The organism is Gordonia sp. DT30, from assembly GCF_049844915.1.
GTDB lineage: Bacteria > Actinomycetota > Actinomycetes > Mycobacteriales > Mycobacteriaceae > Gordonia.
Window position 1 is genome coordinate 252,981 of the sequence record NZ_JBNCLY010000002.1, and the last position, 18,036, is coordinate 271,016.

At 66.8% G+C, this 18,036-nt stretch carries 19 protein-coding genes; 11 read left to right on the plus strand and 8 right to left on the minus strand.

Annotated elements, in window-relative coordinates:
• Window position 1 precedes the first annotated feature (1 nt).
• The 6 genes from ACLQ3C_RS03135 to ald all read right to left on the minus strand — a co-directional run bounded on the left by ACLQ3C_RS03135 (window position 2) and on the right by ald (window position 6,954).
• Window positions 2–799, minus strand: a complete 798-nt coding sequence (locus ACLQ3C_RS03135; RefSeq protein ID WP_425703345.1) for an ABC transporter ATP-binding protein — start codon at window positions 797–799, stop codon at window positions 2–4.
• On the minus strand, window positions 793–1,935 hold the full coding sequence (locus ACLQ3C_RS03140) for an ABC transporter permease (protein WP_425703347.1): 1,143 nt from the start codon (window positions 1,933–1,935) through the stop codon (window positions 793–795). Before ACLQ3C_RS03140 ends, ACLQ3C_RS03135 begins: the two co-directional genes overlap by 7 nt.
• Window positions 1,936–1,946: 11 nt before the next feature.
• Window positions 1,947–3,167, minus strand: a complete 1,221-nt coding sequence (locus ACLQ3C_RS03145; protein WP_425703348.1) for an ABC transporter substrate-binding protein — start codon at window positions 3,165–3,167, stop codon at window positions 1,947–1,949.
• A gap of 78 nt (window positions 3,168–3,245) precedes the next feature.
• On the minus strand, window positions 3,246–4,670 hold the full coding sequence (locus tag ACLQ3C_RS03150) for a PLP-dependent cysteine synthase family protein (protein ID WP_425703350.1): 1,425 nt from the start codon (window positions 4,668–4,670) through the stop codon (window positions 3,246–3,248).
• Between the two features lie 138 nt (window positions 4,671–4,808).
• A complete protein-coding gene (locus ACLQ3C_RS03155) occupies window positions 4,809–5,570 on the minus strand; it encodes a GNAT family N-acetyltransferase (RefSeq protein WP_425703352.1) in 762 nt (253 codons plus the stop codon).
• Window positions 5,571–5,847: 277 nt separating this feature from the next.
• Complete coding sequence (gene ald / locus ACLQ3C_RS03160) at window positions 5,848–6,954, minus strand: alanine dehydrogenase (protein WP_425703354.1); 1,107 nt, start codon at window positions 6,952–6,954, stop codon at window positions 5,848–5,850.
• Between the two features lie 208 nt (window positions 6,955–7,162).
• Here ald and ACLQ3C_RS03165 point away from each other — a divergent pair, with 208 nt between their 5' ends.
• From ACLQ3C_RS03165 to ACLQ3C_RS03180, 4 genes are all read left to right on the plus strand, one after another.
• Window positions 7,163–7,642: an Lrp/AsnC family transcriptional regulator gene (locus tag ACLQ3C_RS03165; RefSeq protein ID WP_425703356.1), complete on the plus strand. Its 480-nt coding sequence runs from the start codon at window positions 7,163–7,165 to the stop codon at window positions 7,640–7,642.
• 149 nt (window positions 7,643–7,791) lie between these two features.
• A complete protein-coding gene (gene dapB / locus ACLQ3C_RS03170) occupies window positions 7,792–8,547 on the plus strand; it encodes a 4-hydroxy-tetrahydrodipicolinate reductase (protein WP_425703357.1) in 756 nt (251 codons plus the stop codon).
• 12 nt (window positions 8,548–8,559) lie between these two features.
• Complete coding sequence (locus tag ACLQ3C_RS03175; RefSeq protein ID WP_425703358.1) at window positions 8,560–9,063, plus strand: hypothetical protein; 504 nt, start codon at window positions 8,560–8,562, stop codon at window positions 9,061–9,063.
• Window positions 9,063–9,518, plus strand: a complete 456-nt coding sequence (locus tag ACLQ3C_RS03180) for a flavodoxin family protein (protein WP_425703359.1) — start codon at window positions 9,063–9,065, stop codon at window positions 9,516–9,518. The genes ACLQ3C_RS03175 and ACLQ3C_RS03180 overlap by 1 nt, the downstream gene beginning before the upstream one ends.
• A 168-nt stretch (window positions 9,519–9,686) precedes the next feature.
• Here ACLQ3C_RS03180 and ACLQ3C_RS03185 read toward each other — a convergent pair whose 3' ends face one another.
• On the minus strand, window positions 9,687–10,217 hold the full coding sequence (locus tag ACLQ3C_RS03185) for a helix-turn-helix domain-containing protein (protein ID WP_425703360.1): 531 nt from the start codon (window positions 10,215–10,217) through the stop codon (window positions 9,687–9,689).
• 72 nt (window positions 10,218–10,289) lie between these two features.
• Entirely contained in the window at window positions 10,290–10,484 is a 195-nt protein-coding gene (locus ACLQ3C_RS03190; RefSeq protein ID WP_425703555.1) for a hypothetical protein, read from the minus strand.
• Here ACLQ3C_RS03190 and ACLQ3C_RS03195 point away from each other — a divergent pair.
• From ACLQ3C_RS03195 to ACLQ3C_RS03225, 7 genes are all read left to right on the plus strand, one after another.
• The gene (locus ACLQ3C_RS03195) at window positions 10,470–11,351 is read left to right on the plus strand and encodes a thymidylate synthase (protein WP_425703536.1); all 882 of its coding nucleotides are present in this window, start codon (window positions 10,470–10,472) and stop codon (window positions 11,349–11,351) included. The two genes, ACLQ3C_RS03190 and ACLQ3C_RS03195, sit on opposite strands and share 15 nt — an antisense overlap.
• Window positions 11,352–11,381: 30 nt before the next feature.
• On the plus strand, window positions 11,382–11,885 hold the full coding sequence (locus ACLQ3C_RS03200) for a dihydrofolate reductase (protein ID WP_425703362.1): 504 nt from the start codon (window positions 11,382–11,384) through the stop codon (window positions 11,883–11,885).
• On the plus strand, window positions 11,882–13,117 hold the full coding sequence (locus tag ACLQ3C_RS03205) for a winged helix-turn-helix domain-containing protein (RefSeq protein ID WP_425703364.1): 1,236 nt from the start codon (window positions 11,882–11,884) through the stop codon (window positions 13,115–13,117). Before ACLQ3C_RS03200 ends, ACLQ3C_RS03205 begins: the two co-directional genes overlap by 4 nt.
• A 106-nt stretch (window positions 13,118–13,223) precedes the next feature.
• Window positions 13,224–13,988, plus strand: coding sequence for an HAD-IIB family hydrolase (locus ACLQ3C_RS03210; protein WP_425703365.1), 765 nt, complete (start codon window positions 13,224–13,226; stop codon window positions 13,986–13,988).
• A 241-nt stretch (window positions 13,989–14,229) separates the two neighbouring features.
• Entirely contained in the window at window positions 14,230–14,982 is a 753-nt protein-coding gene (gene thyX, locus ACLQ3C_RS03215; protein WP_425703366.1) for an FAD-dependent thymidylate synthase, read from the plus strand.
• 105 nt (window positions 14,983–15,087) lie between these two features.
• Window positions 15,088–15,993: a 4-hydroxy-tetrahydrodipicolinate synthase gene (dapA, locus tag ACLQ3C_RS03220; protein WP_425703367.1), complete on the plus strand. Its 906-nt coding sequence runs from the start codon at window positions 15,088–15,090 to the stop codon at window positions 15,991–15,993.
• A complete protein-coding gene (locus tag ACLQ3C_RS03225) occupies window positions 15,993–17,993 on the plus strand; it encodes a ribonuclease J (protein WP_425703369.1) in 2,001 nt (666 codons plus the stop codon). The genes dapA and ACLQ3C_RS03225 overlap by 1 nt, the downstream gene beginning before the upstream one ends.
• The last annotated feature ends 43 nt before the right edge of the window (window positions 17,994–18,036 follow it).

The window sequence follows — 18,036 nt, forward strand, 5'->3', positions numbered from 1 at the left end:
CTCAGCCGGTAGCGGATCGGTCGTGCAGCGAATCCGGGGTGGTGACCGACTCTTCGTCGAGAAGCGCCAGAATCCCCGCCTGCAGCCCCACGAACTCCGGTGAGGCCGGATCCCGTGGCCGGGGCAGGTCGATCGTGAGGGTCTCGCGGATACGGGCAGGGCGTGGCGAGAGGATCACCACACGGTCGGCCAAGAGGAGTGCCTCGGGTACGTCGTGGGTGATCAGCACCGCGGTGAATCCCTTGTCCCGCCACAGCCGCAGCAACTCGCCCTGGAGTACGCGCCGGGTCAGCGCGTCGAGGCGTCCCAACGGCTCGTCGAGCAACAACACCGAGGGATCGTTGACCAACGCACGAGCCAGCGCCGCGCGTTGAGCCATACCACCGGAGAGTTGCGCAGGCCAGGCGTCGGCGAAGTCACTGAGTCCGACGAGCTCGAGGGCGTCGTCGATCCGCTTTCGGGACTCGCGTCCGGCGCCTCTGGCCTGCGGGCCCAGGGCGGCATTGCCGCGGACCGTTCGCCACGGCAGCAGCGTCGGATCCTGGAAGACCAACGCGCGACTGGGGTCTGGTCCGGTGACCGGTTGGCCGTCGACGCTCACGGTGCCGAACAATGGGCGGTCGAGTCCGGCGAGCAATCGGATGAGCGTCGACTTTCCCGAACCGCTCGGACCGACCAACACGACGAACTCGCCCGGCGACACCGACAACGACACATCGTCGAGGACGGGGAGGTCGGCTCCGGCGCTGCGGAACGCCTGGGTGACATTGCGGATCTCGATCGCGGCACCGCTCACCATCGGGTCAACTCCTTCTCCCAGCGCAGGGTTCGTTCGCGCAGCCGGAACAGCAGCACGAGCAGTAGTCCGCAGACGACGATCAGCACGACGAGTCCGGCATACACACCGGGAAAGTCGCCCCAACCCTTTTTCCAGTTCAGGTACCAGCCGAGGCCGGAATTGACTCCGAAGTTCTCGGCTACGGTGAGACTGACGAATGACGAACACAGGCCCATGAAGGCGCCGGTGAAGATACTCGGCAACGCGCCGGGCAGACTCACGCGCAGGACGAGGAAGCGGTTGTCGGCGCCCAACGTCTGTGCCACATCGAAATACGACTTGGGGACGCTGACGATGCCGGCCCGTGTCACCACCGTCAACGGGAACCACACCGACAGGGCGATCAAGAAGACCGCACCCGAATACGCGGTGGGGAACAGGACGAAGACGATGGGCACCCATGCGAGTGTCGGCACCGGGCCGAGGAAGATCAGCACCGGATGCACCCAGTAGTTCGCGCTCTGCCACCAGCCGATCACCACACCGGTGGCCACTCCCGCGATCAGGCCCGCCACGAATCCGACCACGAGCAACTGCAACGAGTTGCCGAGGCTCTCGCCGAGGATGACGCGGTCTTCCCACAGACGGGACAGGATTGCTTGCGGCGAAACAAAATACGGTGGCTCGAGCAGGGCGGTGGTGGCGGTGGAGACCTCCCAGAAGATCATCCACACCGCCGAACCGGCCAGCCAGGCCGCCGAGTGTGACAGGCGCCGAGATGCCCATTTGCCTGCCGGACGGTCCAGCGTGCTGAGCACCCACAGGGCGACGCCGATCCCGGCGACGACCACACCGGCGGTCGCGGTGAATGTCGACGACCGGCTGATGAGGGTGACGTCGCGCAAGGCCAGGGCATCGCTGTGCGGCGCGAACGCCACGATCGCGGCGAACGCACCCCACGCGAGGACCGCGAAACCCACCAGCAGCGGGTCGACCCGGATTGGGCGGGTGACCTTGTCGAGCGCTGCGTGAATGCGTTCGGTGCCCTGGACCGTCGAGACCGACGCGGGTGGTCGTCCCACCGGCTGGGGATCGGGTGAGTCGGCGGGTGCCGCTGCGCGCGTGCCGGTCTCGAGACCGGACGTGGTGATCGCCATGAGCGGTCCTCTCAGAAGTTCAGGCCGAGGTTGACGAACACCTGATCGGCCAGCGCGGACGGGTTGGTGTCGGCGGGAAGGAACCCGGTCTTGACGAACTTGGTGATTCCCGGCTGCAACTGCTGCTGCAGATTGCGTGGTGACGGGTCGAAGGTCATGGTCCGCAGCACCGGCAGGATGTTCTCCGGCTTGTCGGGCACATAGTTCTTGGTCGACTCGATGTGGGCGATCTCTTCGAGATTCGCACCGACCCAACGCGATCCCTGCGCCCAGGCGTTCACGAGCTTGGCGGCCGTGACCGGATCCTGTGAGACGAAGTCGCTGTTGAGGGCCACCGCGCAGCAGGGATAGGCCGAGTTGCGGCTGAGTGAGTCGTTGTTGGACAGTTCCTTGGCCCAACCGTCGTGGACCCCCTGGATGATCGGCAGGAATCCGCCGGCGGTGGCGATGGCGTCGACCTTGCCGTCCTGCAGCGCCTTGGGCAGCAGGTCTTGTTCGATGACAACCCATTCCACCTGCTTGGCGGCCGGACTCGAGTTGATACCGGCGTCGAGGAGATCGAGGGAGAAGAAGTTGGTCGCCGACCCCTGTAAGCTACTGACCCCGATCTTCTTGCCACGCAACGACTCAACGGTCGGTACCGAACCGTCGTTGCGCGCATAGAGATCCAGGCAGCCGTGATGCAGGCCGCCGGACAGCTTCACCGGGGTGCCGTTGTAGATCGGGCCGAGGAAGTTGAAGAAGATGCCGTTGGTGGCCACATATTTGCCGGAGCCGACCGCGGCGGGCAGGTCCTCGTCGGTGCCGGTCTTCTTCAACACCACGTTCAGGCCGGCATTCTTGAAGAATCCCTTCTCGTAGGCGGCGACCAGCGGGGCGTCACACACACCGCTGGGCAACGTGAGGGTGAGTTGGCGGCCGGCCCAGGACTTGGTGACGGTCAGACCGTCGGCGGCGGCCGTGCCCTGGTTCCGGTTGCGCAGAATCGCCCAGCCGCCGAGGCCGGCAGCGGCCACGACCGCAGCACCGGCCGCACCGGCGGTGAGGAGGCGTCGACGCGAAAGCCCCTTCGTCTCTTCGAGATCGACATTGGCCTCGACCGGTGTTTCCTGCGGGGAGTCATCGGATCGACCGGATGCGGAAGCGTCTGACGGTGGCGTGTCGGACGCAGGTGTCTCCGGGGACGTGGCGTCGCCCGGTGTGTCATCAGGGGTGTTCTCGTGCTCGGCCATGCCGGGTCTCCTTGAAGATGCTGTGTGGGTGCGGCTGGCTGATCGCAGCTGCGTGACGGTTGCGGTTGCGGTACGGACTCAGCGGTGGAGCAATGATCCCGTGGGCGCGGTGGCGACGGCATATCCGTCGGCGAGGACGACCACGATCGCGCTGTCGGCGGCCCGCTCGGCAACGGCGCGTGTCGATTCGTCGATTCCGGCAAGCGCTGGAACGGGTCCGAGGATCGTTGCCAGGGGCGTGCTGTCGGGCAGACCGTCGAGGGCGGTGACGGCCACCGAACCCACGATTTCGGCGCCCACGACGCGCTCCGATGAGCGCGGGAGGTGGATCGGGATCGTCGGGAGGTCTGCGGCCAGCGCGCGGGCCTGTGCCACGGTTGCGGTGGTCGGGAGCCCGCGATAGCCGCCGGTCGAACCGTTCGGTGCCGACCCGCCGAATACCGAGTCCCGCAACGTCGATTCCCCGGGTGTTCGGGATGCAGCGAAACCCCAACGAGCACACCAGTTGTCGTCAAAATACTTGGAGAGGTAGTTGCGTCCGGAATCCGGGATCACCACGACGACCACATCGTCGGGACCCAGGTGCTGTGCGGCCCGCAGCGCGCCGGCCACGGCCAGCGCGCCCGAGCCACCTACCAGCAGCCCTTCGAGGGCGAGCAATGATCGGGCGGTGTCGATGGCCTCGCGGTCGGAGACGCCGATGAACTCGTCGACCACCGTGGGTCGATACGATTGCGGCCACAGGTCTTCGACGGTGTCGGGATGAAGGTAGTGCCCGATCGACTCGATGTAGTAGGCGCTGCCGTCGCCACCCGAATAGACCGAGGTCTGCGGGTCCGGTGCGAGGACCCGGACCCGGCCATCGGAGACCTCCTTGAGGTATTCCCCGGTGCCGGTGATGGTTCCGCCGGTGCCGACCCCGGCGACGAAATGGGTGACGTTGCCGCCGGTCTGGTTCCAGATCTCCGGCCCGGTGGTCCGGTAGTGCGCCGCCGGATTGGCGGGATTGTCGTATTGGCCGGCAAGCCAGGCACCGGGCGTTTCGGCGGTGATGCGCTCGGCGACGCTGCGCACGTGTTCGGGGTGCCCGACCGGCCGGCCACCCGGGGTGACCACCACTTGTGCGCCCAGAGCACGCAGCAGTGCGGTCTTTTCGGCGCTGGTCTTGTCCGGGACGACGACGACCGATGAGTAGCCGCGTGCGGCTGCGATGATCGACAGGCCGATGCCGGTGTTGCCCGACGTGCCTTCGACGACGACGCCGCCGGGGCTCAGGTGGCCGTCGCGTTCGGCCGCCAGGATCATCTCGCGGGCAGCCCGATCCTTCACGCTGCCACCGGGATTGAGGAATTCGAGTTTGACGAGGATGGTCGGTGCGAGGCCGGCGCTCACGCGGTTCAGGCGAACCAGCGGAGTGTGTCCGATCGCGTCGATCACAGAATCGTGGACGAGCCCCGACGCCGCCTCATCGTGCGCAAGAACTGAATCCTTCGTGTGGCCCACAGGCTGCTCCCATCCGGTTCGGTCGAGGACTCCTCCGGCGCTCACATCTGTCGTGTGCCGCATCGAGGTCCCGGGAAAAGGCTGCCCTATTCGTCTGATCGCCAACATATTTGGAATCGCTGCGGTTCTTTGGTGCCGTCACGGCGTGCGCAAGCGGGTAAGAGAGACATTTCTGCGCAGGCGGAACCCGAGGTGGTCGTAAAGGCGGATGGCGTTCTCGTTGCCGGCGGCGGCATGCAGAAACGGGATCCGGCCCTGTGACCGGACGTGGGCGCCGACGGCGGTCACGAGAGTGGCGGCGAGTCCGCGCCGGCGATGCTCGGGATGCACACACACCGCACTGATCTCGGTCCAGCCCGGCGGGCGCAGACGTTCGCCGGCCATGGCGATCAGTCGGCCGTCGATCCGGATCCCGAGGTAGGTGCCCATCTCGATGGTCCGCTCGAAAAAGGGGCCGGGCCGGGTCAATCGGACCAGGTCGAGCATCTCCCCGACATCCGACGGCCCGAGAGTGCTGAGGGCCGGGTAGTCGTGGGTCGTCAGTTGTTCCCCGGTCATCTGCACTGCCAGATGTGTGGAGACCACGCGGATTCCGGCGCCCGGTGCGCCGGTCAGGGTCAGATTCCGCAGGGTGAACTCCGAGTCCGGCGGCACGAGCTCCCGGAGGTGGTGCCAGTCGTCGTCGGTCATGTCGGGCGGATGGCCGATGAATGCGGCGACCTGTGGGTCATACCGCACCACGCGGCCGCGGCGCCGCACGAATGCGCGGTGATCCCGAAGCAGGGACGCGGTGACCACATCGTCGAGCACGCCCTCGTCCGGAGTCACCGCCCGTTGGGCTCCGGAGGTCACCGCCCGCTGGGCTCCGGAGGTCACCGCCTGTTCGGCCCCGGTTGTCACCGCGTGGTTCCCGATGTCTCCGTTTGGTTTTCCGGTGTCCCTGTCTGGTTTTCCGGTGTCCCTGTCTGGTTCTCCGGTGTCCCTGTCTGGTTCTCCGATATCCCTGTCTGGTTCTCCGATATCACTGTGCAGTTGTTGGCCGATCCCATTGCGCTCCTTCGCCGACGTCAGACGCGTCGAGCACACCGCGATCGCGGCGTCGGCGACAGGTTTGGACTCAGTGAGATTCTTCGGTACGCAGGGCCGATCAGGCGCCCGGCATGCGGAACCCGATTGCTCAGAACGGCCGAGGCGATGCCGGGATATCCAGCGCTACAGCGGCTTCCGGGGCGTAGAGCCGGCCCCGGTGGGTGGCCAGGCCGGCGGCCAACGAGGCGTCGGCGCGGCAGGCCGCCTCCCACCCGGCATCGGCGAGCCGCAGCACGTAGGGGAGGGTGGCGCCGGTGAGTGCCTGGGTTGCCGTTCGGGCCACGGCGCCCGGCATGTTGGCGACGCAGTAGAAGACGCTGTCGTGCACAGCGAACGTCGGGTCGTCGTGCGTTGTCGGCCGTGAATCCTCGAAGCAGCCGCCCTGGTCGATCGCGATGTCGACCAGGACCGAACCCGGCTTCATTTGGGCGACAACACCGTTGGACACCAGAGTTGGTGCTTTGGCGCCGGGAATGAGGACGGCACCGATCACCAGATCGGCCTGCGCGACGGCTTCGGCGAGAGCAAGTGTGGTGGAGTACCGGGTGCGCACACGGCCACCGAAACGCGCGTCGATCGTCCGCAGCTTCGTGATGTCGATATCGAAGACCGTGACCTGCGCGCCCATTCCCATCGCGATCATCGCTGCGTTCTGGCCACTGACACCACCGCCGACGATGACCACCTCGGCCGGTTCGGTCCCGGGCACGCCACCCATCAGCACGCCGCGTCCGCCTGCCGAGCGCATGAGGTGGTAGGCGCCGACCTGCGGAGCCAGCCGCCCGGCCACTTCGCTCATCGGGGCGAGCAAGGGCAACGAACCATCGGACGCGCGCACGGTCTCATAGGCGATCGACGTGGTCCCGGATGTCAGCAGCGCCTCGGTGCAGGCGCGGCCGGCCGCGAGATGCAGATAGGTGAACAACACCTGCCCGGTCCGCATGCGCGAATACTCCGCCGCGACCGGTTCCTTGACCTTCAGTACGAGCTCTGCCTGCTCCCACACTGCGTCGGCAGAGGTGAGGATCTGGGCGCCGGCGGCCTTGAAGTCGTTGTCGGTGACGGCCGAGCCGAGACCGGCGCCGGATTCGACCACGATCTCGTGGCCGTATCGGGTCAGCTCGGCGACACCGGCCGGGGTGGCGGCGACGCGGTACTCGTTGTTCTTGATCTCGGTGGGGATGCCGATACGCATGTCCGGATGTCCTTCGCTGTGGTCGGGTTCCACGGCCGGCGCGGGGACCGTCCACGACGGTGCGACCTCGACGGCAATGCTCGTGGCTGAACGTTCCTCGATGAACTAGCCTCAAGCGTGAAGGAGCTTCGAGCAGTGCACAACACCGCTGACGATGATTCTCCGATCTCGAGGATTCTGCGATGTTCCGTCGACCAGGAGGTTGCTGATGCCCGGATCGCCGAAGGATGTTCGGCGTCAACTCGACGAGACCGACCGGCAACTGTTGCGGCACCTACAGATCGACGCGCGGGTCACCAACAGTGATCTCGCCGCGCGCGTGGGCATCGCCGCCTCCACCTGCCACGGCCGAGTGCGCCGGCTCCGGGAGCTCGGGGTGATCCGAGGCTTCTTCGCCGATGTGGATCCCGCCGCGGTGGGCCGGCCGCTGCGTGCCATGGTCGCGGTGAGTCTGCAGTCCGACGCCCGCGGGCAGATCCGGCGGTTCGTCGGTGAGATCGCCGGTCACGACGAGGTGATCGATGTCTTCTTCCTCGCGGGCTCCGAGGACTATCTGCTGCATGTGGCCACCGCCGACACCGAGGCGCTGCGACTGTTCGTCGAGATGCTCAATTCGCGCCGCGAGGTCGCCGGTACGACCACCTCGCTGGTCTTCGATCACCGTCGCGGCGATGCGCCGATCTACTGAGGCGCTGGTTCCCGAAGCCGCCCGTCCCGGCCGTCACACCCGGTGCCCTGATACCGGGCCACAACGGCTCCCCATAGACTCGGGGACGGGTTCGCATGGCATCGATGTGGCAATCACATGGTGGGGCGCACCGTCGACGAAAGGCTGGAATGACTCAGGGCATCAAGGTTGGGGTATTCGGTTCCAACGGCAAGGTCGGCAAGGCGATCGTGTCGGGGATCGAGCAGGCCCACGATCTCGTGTACACCGCCGGCGTCGACAAGGGTGACGCGCCCGAGTTCTTCACCGACACCGACACCGAGGTCGTCGTCGACTTCACCCATCCCGACGTGGTGATGGACAACCTGAAGTTCCTGATCGACAACGGTATTCATGCGGTCGTCGGCACCACCGGCTTCACCGACGAGCGGCTCGCACAGGTACGACAGTGGCTCGCCGACGCGGATCCGGGTGTCGGAGTGCTGATCGCCCCCAATTTCGCGATCGGCGCGGTGCTCTGTATGCGCTTCGCTCAGCAGGCCGCCCGCTTTTACGACTCCGTCGAGGTGATCGAACTGCACCACCCGGCCAAGGCCGATGCGCCGTCGGGAACCGCCTACCGCACCGCAGCGCTGCTCGCCGAGGCACGTGCGGCCGCCGGGGTCGGTGCGAGCCCCGACGCGACGAGTTCCGAGTTCGACGGTGCCCGCGGCGCGGAGGTCGACGGGGTACACGTGCACTCGATTCGCCTGGCCGGTCTCATCGCCCACCAGGAGGTGCTGCTCGGTACCGCGGGGGAGACGCTGACCATTCGGCACGACTCGATGGATCGCACGTCCTTCGTCCCGGGAGTGCTGCTCGGTGTCCGGAGCATCGCCGACCGCCCGGGACTGACCGTGGGTCTCGACGATCTGATGGATCTGTAGGAAGTGACGCACGTGGCCCCCGACTCCCGACCGGACGATCCGAAGCCGAAGAAGCGCGAGCGCGACGCCCGGCCCATCGTCTGGATGATCGGCTTCCTCGTGGTGGCGATGTGCGTGTATTTCGTGCTGCTCGGCCAACGCGGCGTCGACCTCATCAGCAGCGGCACCGCGGCCGGCATCGGGATCGGGGTCGGCGTGCTGATCCTGCCGTTCCTGGGGATCTGGATGATCGTGGCCACGCTGCGCGCGGGCATCGAACATCAGCGGCTGGCCCGCGCGATCGCCGAGGAGGGTCGCGAACTCGATGTCTCCGACCTCCCGCGCCGCCGGTCCGGACGGATCGAACCGGGTGCCGCGGACGAGCTGTTCGCCGAGGTGCGGCAGGAGTGGGAGGCCGATCCGGAGGACTGGCGCAACACCTATCGCATCGCCCGCGCCTACGACTACGCCGGCGACCGCAGCCGGGCGCGCGAGATGATGAAGCGCGCGGTGGCCCAATACCGCGGGCGGCAGTGATGGCAACCCTGCTGGTGGTGCATCACACGCCCTCGCCGCATTGCCAGGCGATGTTCGAGGCGGTCGTCGCGGGCGCCACCGACCCCGAGATCGAGGGGGTCGAGGTGGTGCGCAAGGCCGCACTGGAGGTGACGCCGACGGACATGCTCGGCGCGGACGGCTACCTGTTGGGTAGTCCGGCCAATCTGGGCTATATCTCCGGGGCGCTCAAACATGCGTTCGACGTCTGCTATTACCCGATTCTCGATTCGACGAAGGGCCGTCCGTTCGGGCTCTACGTGCACGGCAACGAGGGGACCGAGGGCGCCGAGAACGCCGTCGACCGGATCACGGCGGGGCTGGGCTGGGAGAAGGCCGCCGAGTACGTGGTGGTCTCCGGTGCACCTACCAAGGACGACCGCGAAGCGTGTTGGGAGTTGGGCGCAACGCTCGCCGCGCAGTTGATGGAGGAGTGAACCATGGAGCTGTGTTCAGCTTCCTGACTCGAAGTAGGGCGTGATCTCTCGGACGAAACCCTTTGAACCAGAGGAAGTACGCCCGTTGCTCGGCGAATGTGAGAAGCAGATCGACTTTGTGGATCGGCACCAGAACACATACGTCGAGGACCACGCGAAACCCGGCCACTACTCCGTGCGTTCCTCGGCGATCTCGCGGCGAGCGGTGCGTATGGCGTCGTGGTAGTACTCGGCGGGCACGTCGTACAGACCGCTCTCCTCGGCGTCGTCCACGAGAGCTTGCAGCGCTTTACGCCGCTCGGCGGTGCGCTGCGACCGGTAGTCGAGCAAGTCGCCCAGCTCCACGCGCCGGTGACGGCTGCCTTCGACGGTTTCGAAGGGGATTTTGCCGCTCTCCAGGAGTTTGATGAGCGTGGGGCGGCTGATGCCGAGGTAGTCAGCGGCTTCCTGCGTCGAGAGCTTCTGATCGACCGGAGCGACAACGACTGCGCGGTGAGCGCGCATTGCTTCCACGATCTGCGCCAGCGTGCTGTAGACCTCTGGCGGGAGGGGGATTTGCTCCCCGTCGGGACCGAGGAGCGCGGCGGGCTCATCGTGATGGTCGAGGAACTTCGACAGGTCCATGAGGGTGTCGAGGTCGGTGGCATCTGTCGGTGGGAAGAACGTTCCTTTTCTGCGGGGTGCGGTGGCTGCGCTCATGTAGCCAGTCTGCCGACTAATCGAAATAAACGCAATGCCATCGGTGGGCTGTGGATAGTCCACGGCTCTCCGTCACTTGTGCCGACCGGGCTCACCTCGGAAGTACCCCGGCGTGGTGCTGCTTCTGATCGGTGCGAGCGCGTGATTCTCGGTCGGCTCGTCGGCGTCGAGCGGGATGTGCAGGGCGGTGTCGATGTCGTCCCGGGTGGCAGTGAGGCTGACGTACAGCGTGTCCGCGAGGTGGCGTCCGGGATGCACGGCCGGCAACGCTCTACACTGGCTCGCGTGAGCACGGCCCCCGATCCCGCCTCCGCCACCGGTGCGACGAGTACGCAATCGGTCCCCACCCCGTACGAGGATCTACTCGAGTTGGTGCTGACGACGGGAGTGCCCAAGGCCGACCGTACCGGCACCGGGACCCGCAGCCTGTTCGGGCATCAACTCCGCTACGACCTCGCGCAGGGTTTCCCGCTCATCACCACCAAGAAGGTCCACCTGAAATCGATCATCTACGAATTGCTGTGGTTTCTGCGCGGCGACTCCAATGTGCGGTGGTTACAAGAGCGTGGTGTGAGCATCTGGGACGAGTGGGCAGACCAGAACGGTGACCTCGGGCCCGTCTACGGCGTGCAGTGGCGCAGCTGGCCGACGCCGTCCGGGGAGCACATCGACCAGATCTCGGCCGCGCTGGAATTGCTCAGGTCCGATCCCGACTCGCGCCGCAACATCGTCTCGGCGTGGAATGTCGGCGAGATACCGCAGATGGCGCTGCCGCCCTGCCACGCGTTCTTCCAGTTCTATGTCGCCGACGGCAAACTCTCCTGCCAGCTGTATCAGCGCAGTGCCGACCTCTTCCTCGGGGTGCCCTTCAACGTCGCCTCCTACGCGTTGTTGACCCACATGATGGCCCAGCAGGCCGGGGTCGAGGTCGGGGAGTTCGTCTGGACCGGTGGCGACTGCCACATCTACGACAACCACGTCGAACAGGTACGGCGCCAACTGTCTCGCGACGCCTACCCTTATCCGAAACTCGTACTGCGCAAGGCGAATTCGATCTTCGACTACGATTTCGACGACATCGCCGTGGTCGGCTACCAATCGCATCCGGGAATCAAGGCCCCGGTCGCGGTCTGAGTGTCGTTCCCGCCCGCTAACCTGGACTCCATGAGCGGCATCACACTCATCTGGGCGCAGGATCGGGTCGGGGCGATCGGCCGCGACAACACCATTCCTTGGCGGGTGCCCGAGGATATGGCGCACTTCCGTGAGGTCACCGGCGGCAACGTGGTCGTGATGGGCCGAAAGACGTGGGAGTCGCTGCCGCCGCGATTCCGGCCGCTGCCCGGCCGTCGCAACATCGTGGTGACCCGATCGGCCGCCTATCGGTCCGAGGGTGCAGAGATCGTACATACCGTGTCCGAGGCGCTCGCGCTCGCTGGTGCCGAGGCGGTGGTGATCGGTGGGAGCGAGATCTATTCGGCCGCGATCGATCAGGCCACGCATCTGCGCGTCACCGAGATCGACATACTCGTCACCGGAGCCGATGCATTCGCGCCGGCTGTCGACGAAACCGCCTGGGACAGCAGGTCCGAAACCGAGTGGCTGCGTTCGAGTACCGGGACCCTCTACCGCTTCGTCGACTACATCCGCCGCGTGTCGCACCGGTGACGGCCGATCTCGGGTCGACACAGGTCAGGCGGATCGCGCTGGCCGCGCAGGGTTTCGCCGACCGCCGGCCCACCGGAGCGGTCACGATGCGGTTGGTCGACCGAGTCATCGACCGCACCAAGCTCTTTCAGATGGACTCGGTCAACATCGCGGTTCGCGCGCACTACCTGCCGTTGTTCAGCCGACTCGGGCCCTACGACCGCAGTCTGCTCGACCGGGCCGCGTGGCGACCGGGACGCGGCGGGCGGACACTCACCGAATATTGGGCGCACGAGGCGGCACTCATTCCCGTGGCGGACTGGCCGCTCTTCGGATTCCGGATGGCGGAGTATCGCGACGGGCGCTACCGGCACACGCGAGACACGATGCGCCGCAACCGAGAACTCGCCGCAGACGTCCGGGCGGTGATCGCCGACACCGGCCCGGCCACGCCGCGCCGCATCGAGGAACGCCTCGGCATCGAGCGCTCGCCGCGGGCGTCGGGTGGCTGGTGGAACCGTGGCGAGGTCAAGCATCTCTGCGAGGCGATGTTCGCCTCCGGTGAGTTCGCCGCGACGCGCGACGACGCGTTCGGCCGCCACTACGACTTGGCCGAACGGGTGGTCGGAGCCGATCTGGCGGCGGTGCACATCGACCGGATCGAAGCGCATCGTGAACTGGTCGCACGGGCCGCGGCGGCGCTCGGCGTGGCCACCGTCGCCGATCTCGCCGACTACTACCGGCTCAAGGCGGCCGATGTTCGCCCGGCGGTGACCGAGCTCGTGGAAGCCGGTGTGCTCGAGCCGGTTTCGGTATCGGGATGGCGAGCCGGCGCATACCTGCATTCGGGTGCGACCGTACCGGTCCGGGCGTCGCGGGGCGGGTCGGACCGCGGTGCGATCCTCTCGCCGTTCGACCCGCTGGTGTTCTTCCGGCCCCGCGCCGAACGTGTCTTCGGGTTTCACTACCGCATCGAGATCTACGTGCCCGAACACAAACGGGTACACGGCTATTACGTACATCCGTATCTGCTCGGCGACGATATCGTCGCGCGGGTCGACCTCAAGGCCGACCGGCAGCGCGGGGTCTTGCGGGTGCCGGGTGCATTCGCCGAACCAGGGCAGGACGCGGCGGCGGTCGCAGCACCGCTCGCGCGGGACCTGGCGACGTTCGCGTCCTGGCTCGGCATGGGCGCGATCGAGGTCGACGGCCGCGGCGATCTGGCACCGATGCTGCGTCGTCTGATCGGCTGAGGGACACGTGCGACGCCGCGGAGTCGGTAACGCAGCGCCGCGATCGCAATGACATGCTTGTGCACCGACCACACGCATCCGTTCACGAGACAGGTGAGACACGACCATGACGGTGACCTTCGGCGATCGCGACTACTCGCTGGTGATGTTCGACCTCGATGACACGTTGGCACCGTCGAAGAGCCCGCTCGACGACGCGATGGTCGACGTGCTGCGCCGGCTGCTGCAACACTCGCTGGTCGCGATCATCTCGGGCGGGCGTTACGAGCAGTTCCGTACGCAGGTCCTCGACCGCATCGGGGGCATCGACGAGGTCGCGAACCTGCACCTGATGCCGACGTGCGGCACGCAGTACGTGCGGTACTCCGACGGCCGGTGGGAGACCGTGTACGCCGAGGACCTCACCGACGACGAGAAACATCGCACCCTCACCACGCTGGAGACCGGGGCCAGAGAGCTCGGACTCTGGGAGACGCAGACGTGGGGCCCGATCCTCGAGGACCGCGGCAGCCAGATCACCTATTCCGCTCTCGGCCAGTCCGCCCCCGTGGACGCCAAGAAGTCGTGGGACCCCGACGGCGCCAAAAAGGAGGCGCTGCGCGCATATGCGGCGCAGCGGCTGCCCGACCTCGAGGTGCGCAGCGGTGGGTCGACGTCGGTGGACGTGACCCGCAAGGGCATCGACAAGGCTTATGGCGCGGGCAAACTGATGGAGATCCTGGATCTGGGCATCGACGACATCCTGTTCTTCGGCGACCGGCTCGACGAGGGCGGCAACGATCGCCCCGTCCAGGATCTCGGGATCACCTCGGTGGCGGTCGGCGATTGGCGCGACACCCTCGGCCGGCTCTCGGTGATCCTCGGCGACTGAGCCATTGCCGGCGGGTACCGGGTGCCGGCACCCGGTCGTGTGCGCCGGACGGTGCCGGTGGGACAATCGGTGACTGCGCTCGGCGAATCCCTGGGCCGAGTGACCGACATGTCGATGTGCCGGTCATCGATGTACGCGGAGTCGATGTACGCGGAGTCGATGTACGCGGAGTCGATGTACGCGGAGTCGATGTACACGGAGTCGATGTACACGGAGTCGATGTACATGGAGAGGAGGCGGCGTGTCCGAGATGGTGCCGTTGCGGGTGCAGATGGTGGCCGCCACCGAATTCATCGCGCCGCCGGACGCGTCGTGGGCCACCGATGCCGACGGGGGAGAAGCTCTCGTCGAATTCGCCGGTCGCGCCTGCTATCAGAGCTGGGACAAGCCCAATCCGCGCACCGCCACCAATGCCGGATATCTACGACACATCCTCGAAGTGGGACATCTGTCGCTACTCGAGCATGCGACGGTGACGTTCTACATCACCGGCATCTCGCGCTCGTGCACCCACGAACTGATCCGGCACCGGCATTTCTCGTACTCCCAACTGTCGCAGCGCTTCGTCCCCGAACACGACTCGAATGTGGTGCCGCCACCGGCGATCCGCGGGGACACCGAACTCGAGCGGCTCTTCACCGAGGCGACCGACGCGAGCCGCGCCGCCTACTCCGAACTGCTGGCTGCCCTCGAGGCCAAATTCGCCGATGTCCCGAACGCGATCCTGCGACGCAAACAGGCGCGGCAGGCGGCGCGCTCGGTGTTGCCCAACGCCACCGAGACGAAGATCGTCGTCACCGGAAACTATCGGGCCTGGCGTCATTTCGTCGGCATGCGCGCGACCGAACACGCCGACGTCGAGATCCGTCAGCTCGCCGTCGAATGCCTGCGGCAGTTGATGAATGTGGCACCGACGGTGTTCGGGGACTTCGAGATCGGCACCCTGTCCGACGGCACCGAGGTGGCCACCTCTCCGTTCGTCCTCGAGGGCTGATCAGGCGAGTGGAAGCGGGTGGCACACGCCACCCGCGGCAATGCCGATCACGACACGCAGTGCCCGTTCGCCCCGGCGACGCGTGCAACGGTAATCTTGACCACCATGAGCGCAACCGATTCGCAGCCGCAGGCGCATCCTTTCGGGATCAACGCTGTGGCGATGGTGACACCTTTCCGCCCCGACGGTTCGCTCGATCTGGGCAAGGCTGCCGAACTGGCCGACCATCTGGTCGGTAAAGGCTGTGACGGTCTGGTGGTCAGCGGCACGACGGGTGAGTCGCCGACGACCACCGTCACCGAGAAACTCGACCTGCTCCGCGTAGTCCTCGACGCCGTCGGCGACCGCGCCCGTATCACCCAGGGTGCGGGCAGCTATGACACCGCCGAGAGCATCCGTTTCGCGCGGGCGGCACAGGAGACCGGCGCGCACGGGTTGCTCGTGGTGACGCCGTACTACTCGAAACCGCCGCAGGCGGGCCTGCTCGCGCATTTCCGCGCGGTCGCCGACGCCACCACGCTGCCGGTGCTGATCTACGATATTCCGCCACGATCAGTGGTTCCGGTGGCCAACGAGACGATGCTCGCCCTCGCCGAGCATCCCCGCATCAAAGGCGTCAAGGACGCCAAAGGAGATCTGCACTCGGCATCGGGGCTGATCGCCTCCACCGACCTCGAGTACCTCTCCGGGGAGGACGCGCTGAACCTGCCGTGGCTCTCGATCGGTGCCAGCGGTTTCGTCAGCGTGATCGGACATCTCGTCGCGGATCGGCTGCGGGAGATGCAGATCGCCGTCGAGAAGGGCGACATGCAGACCGCTCGCTCGATCAACACCACCATGCTCCCGTTGGTCAACGCCATGGGCCGCCTCGGTGGCGTCACCATGGTGAAGGCGTCGCTGCGTATCCTCGGATTCGACGTCGGTGATCCACGACTTCCACAAGTACCCGCCGACGGCCCCCAGATCGAAGCGCTCATCGCCGATCTGCACACGGCAGGAGTGTTGAGCTGATGACCCGCCCACCGCGTCGCCGTAGCGCCCGCCGTCAGTCCGGTCCGCCGGCACCCGCCCCGGAGCCGCAGGCATCGTCGACGTCACGTCCCGACACGCAGATCGAGCCGCCGAAAGCGGCCCAACCGCCTGCCGCAGCTCAACCGCCGGCGGCGGCGCGTGATTCGGCCACCGGGGGATCGCCATCCGGAGCGAATTCGGTACGCGCCGAACCGGCGCCCCCGCGCCGCGGCGGACGTCACGAACGCCGCGACAACAACCGGGGCGGGCGCGGCGGCGGTGGCCGGGAGCGTGGCGGTGCGCCGCAGGCGGCCCCGGTCGATCGGCTGGGTACGCCGCGGCGTCTGCGCAAGGGCACGTTGCGGGTGGTCGCGCTCGGTGGCATCGGCGAGATCGGCCGGAACATGACGGTGTTCGAATACGATGGCCGACTGCTGATCGTCGACTGCGGCGTGCTGTTCCCCGAGGATGCCCAGCCGGGTGTCGACCTCATCCTGCCGGACTTTCGCTACATCGAGGACCGGATGGACGACGTCGAGGCCGTCGTCCTCACGCACGGTCATGAGGATCACATCGGCGCGTTGCCGTTCCTGCTGCGGCTGCGCCCCGACATCCCCGTCGTCGGGTCCAAGTTCACTCTGGCGCTGGTGCAGGCGAAGTGCCGGGAACACCGACTGCGGCCCAAGCTGGTGGAGGTTCGGGAGGGCGAACGCACCCAGCATGGACCGTTCGACTGTGAATTCTTCGCGGTCAATCACTCCATCCCGGACGCGCTCGCCGTCGCCATCCGCACACCGGCAGGGGTGGTTCTGCACACCGGCGACATCAAACTCGACCAGCTTCCGCTCGACGGCCGCCTCACCGATCTCGCCGGTTTCAGCCGACTCGGCGACGAGGGCGTCGATCTGTTCCTCGTCGACTCCACGAACGCCGAGGTGCCGGGCTTCGTGACCCCGGAACGTCAGATCGGCGGCGTACTCGACCAGGTGATCGGCAAGGCCCGCGGCCGTGTCATCGTGGCGTCCTTCGCCAGCCATGTCCACCGCATCCAGCAGATCATCGACGTGGCGCATACGCACAACCGCCGGATCACGTTTGTCGGGCGGTCGATGGTCCGCAACATGCAGATCGCCCAGGAACTCGGCTACCTGCACGTGCCCGACGGTGTCGAGGTGGACATGGACACCGCCGCGACCCTGCCCGACCACCGGGTCGTACTCATCTCCACCGGTTCTCAGGGCGAGCCGCTCTCGGCGCTCTCGCGGATGGCGCGCGGCGAACACCGGCAGATCAACATCCGCGCAGCCGATCTCATCGTGCTCGCATCCTCACTCATCCCCGGCAACGAGAACTCGGTTTTCGCCGTCGTCAACGGACTGTCGAAACTGGGGGCGACCGTCATCACACAGCAGAGCGCGAAAGTACACGTGTCCGGGCACGCATCGGCCGGCGAACTGCTCTACCTGTACAACGCGGTCCGCCCGAGCAACGCGATGCCGGTACACGGGGAATGGCGGCACCTGCGCGCCAATGCGGCGTTGGCCGAGGCGACCGGGGTCAAGCCGGACCGGATCATGCTGGCCGAGGACGGGGTCGTCGTCGATCTGCTCGACGGGCAGGCGGAGATCGTCGGTCGGGTACCTGTCGGCCATGTGTATGTCGACGGGCTGTCGGTCGGCGATGTCGGCGAGTCGACCCTCTCGGAGCGCTTGGTGCTCGGAGAAGGTGGATTCATCGCGATCACCGTGGTGATCAACGCCACGACCGGTCGTGCGGTGAGTACGCCGGAGGTCTCCGGGCACGGCTTCTCCGACGATCCGGACGCACTCAAGGCCGCCGCCGACCTCGTCGATCAGGCACTCGACGCCCTCGCCGCCGAAGGCGTCACCGACACCCATCGGATCGCACAGGCCATCCGGCGGACCGTCGGGCGCTGGGTCGCCGACGCCTACCGACGGCGACCGATGATCGTGCCGACGGTGCTCGCGGTCGGTGATTGACGAACGTCGACACGACGGATGAATCGTTGATGAACACAACGGC